Origin of the sequence: Pseudonocardia halophobica, from assembly GCF_027922425.1 — a bacterium.
In the GTDB taxonomy this organism is placed as follows: domain Bacteria; phylum Actinomycetota; class Actinomycetes; order Mycobacteriales; family Pseudonocardiaceae; genus Pseudonocardia; species Pseudonocardia halophobica.
The window spans coordinates 1-2137 of the sequence record NZ_BSFQ01000089.1 but is presented as its reverse complement, the minus strand read 5'-3'; the positions used below and the strand labels follow the sequence as shown (position 1 = coordinate 2137).

At 68.0% G+C, this 2137-nt stretch carries 3 protein-coding genes; all 3 read left to right on the top strand.

The genetic code is table 11. The annotated features are described in order from the left end of the window. The first annotated feature begins 675 nt into the window (after positions 1 to 675). Complete coding sequence (locus PKE99_RS37265; RefSeq protein WP_197040885.1) at positions 676 to 966, top strand: hypothetical protein; 291 nt, start codon at positions 676 to 678, stop codon at positions 964 to 966. Between the two features lie 26 nt (positions 967 to 992). Further along, positions 993 to 1736 carry a glutamine amidotransferase gene (locus PKE99_RS37260; protein WP_051738286.1) on the top strand — a complete coding sequence of 248 codons (744 nt, stop codon included), beginning with the start codon at positions 993 to 995 and terminating at the stop codon, positions 1734 to 1736. Between the two features lie 12 nt (positions 1737 to 1748). Then, a partial coding sequence (locus tag PKE99_RS37255; protein WP_271214992.1) for a LacI family DNA-binding transcriptional regulator occupies positions 1749 to 2137 on the top strand: 389 nt, incomplete at its 3' end.

Here is a 2137-nt window from a genome sequence, read left to right as displayed (position 1 = left end):
GTCCGGTAGCGCTCGTCCACGACATCGGCTTCCAGCGCCGAGGTCCGCGCAACCGCCTGATCGAACGATCGTCCAGGTCGAGGAGATCGAGGCCTTGTTTGCGGTTGGCGGCCTGGAAGTACGTGGCCTGGCCTGCGTCGTCGTACGGCGGGCCCAGGCGCGGGTGTCGACACCGCGACCAGGACTCTCGACCCTCGCCCCTGTCGCTCCCAGGTCGGCCGAGACCATTGGGGCGAACGGACCCGCGAACACCCGGGAGAAGCGAGGATCTTGAGCCCATTGAGCACGAGATGCGTCTGCCACAGACACCTCGCTACTGGAATGCTTTATAAGAAGCTGGCGCTCCCGTCGACGACGTCGTCGGAGGCGCCCCTCTGCACCGTGCCCCCAGCGCGGCTGACGAGTTTGCGGCGCATCTCCCGAGCGAACGGAGCAGGTGAAGCGCCCGTGGCGTCGCACCGGCGCAGGGGGGTGGCGACGCACTCGATGACCCTCGACGACAAGGCGGTTCGTCGTGGAGGGGGTTGACCACGCGCCTGCACGCCGGGCTACTATAGAAACGAATCAAGCACCTTCGGGGCGCCCACCTACTCGTCCTACTCGTCAGCAGCGAGGAGCTGGCGGCGCGCTCTCCCGCGGGTCCCCGAGGCCCTCGACATGGAAGGGGGAGGCATCGTGACGGAGTATGACCCCGGCGCCCCCAACGCACGCCGATTTCCGCGGGTGATCGCGCCCGACGAGATCGACAAGATGCCGCGGCTGACGTTCGACACCGGCATCACCTCGAACATCTTCCTGTCTCGTGAGCGGGACGGCGCACGGTACTTCCGACACGGCTACTGCTACGGCGAGCCGGACGAGCTCGTCTCGGACAAGATTATCGGCTGGGACATGCGCGAGATCAACGTGATCGCCATGCCGGAGGCGCGCGTGCTGCCGGCCCGTGTCGGGGACCGGGTCCTGTGAGCGCGGAGGCGCAGGGACCCCTTCGCGTGCTGTTCGCCGGCGAGTCGTGGATCAAGCACACGATCCACATGAAGGGCTTCGACCAGTTCCACAACACCGAGTACGAGGAAGGCGCGGGTGAGTTCCTGGCCGCGCTCGACCGCGAAGGCTTCGAGGTCACCTACGTCCGTGGCCACGAGATCTCGTCGAAGTTCCCCAGGTCGGCGCAGGAGCTGCAGCAGTTCGACGTGGTCGTGCTCTCCGACATCGGTTCGAACTCCTTCCTGCTGCCCGACGAGACCTTCCTGAGGTCCGAGCGCAGCGCCAACCGGCTCGCGCTGCTGCGTGACTGGACGCGGGCAGGCGGGGGCCTGGTGATGATCAGCGGCTACATGTCGTTCACCGGGATCGACGGCAAGGCGAGGTTCGGGATGACACCGCTGGCTGACGTGCTGCCGGTGCGGATGCTCGACCACGACGACCGGGTCGAGGAGTCCGAGGGCGTCAAGGCGGAGTTCGACGCACCCGCCCACGCGGTTCTGGGCGGCACCCCGGCGGAGTGGCCGCCGCTGCTCGGCTACAACCGGGTCACCGCGAAGCCGGATGCGACGACGATCGCGCGAGCCGGAGATGACCCGCTACTGGTGGTGGGCTCAGCCGGCGAGGGCCGCTCCGTCGCGTTCACCTCGGACCTCGCGCCTCACTGGGCTCCGCCCGAGTTCGTGGGATGGTCCCACTATCAGAAGCTGTGGGCGTCCATCCTGACCTGGGCGGCTGGCGCCCGGACCTAGGAGGTCACTGCCGTGGTGGCACGCCGTCGGCCGACGATGAAGGACGTCGCCGAGCACGCGAACGTCTCGATCAGCACGGTCAGCTACGTGGTGAACGGCAGCGGGCCGGTCGCTCCCGAGCGCCGCAACCGGGTGCTCGACGCGATCCGCCTGCTCGACTACTCGCCCAACGAGTCGGCGAGGAGCCTCAAGCGACGTTCGGCGTCGACCGTCGCCATGGTGATCCCCGACCTGACCAACCAGTTCTTCGCCATGGTGGCCGAGGGAGTGCAGCGAGCGGCCTCGGCCGTCGCCGTCCTGGTCGTGCTGGTCGTCCCGGACGCCACGGAAGTCCCGGAGGAGAACTACGCCAAGCTGCTGCGCAGCCAGCGGGTCGACGGCGTGATCTACCTGTCCGGGAC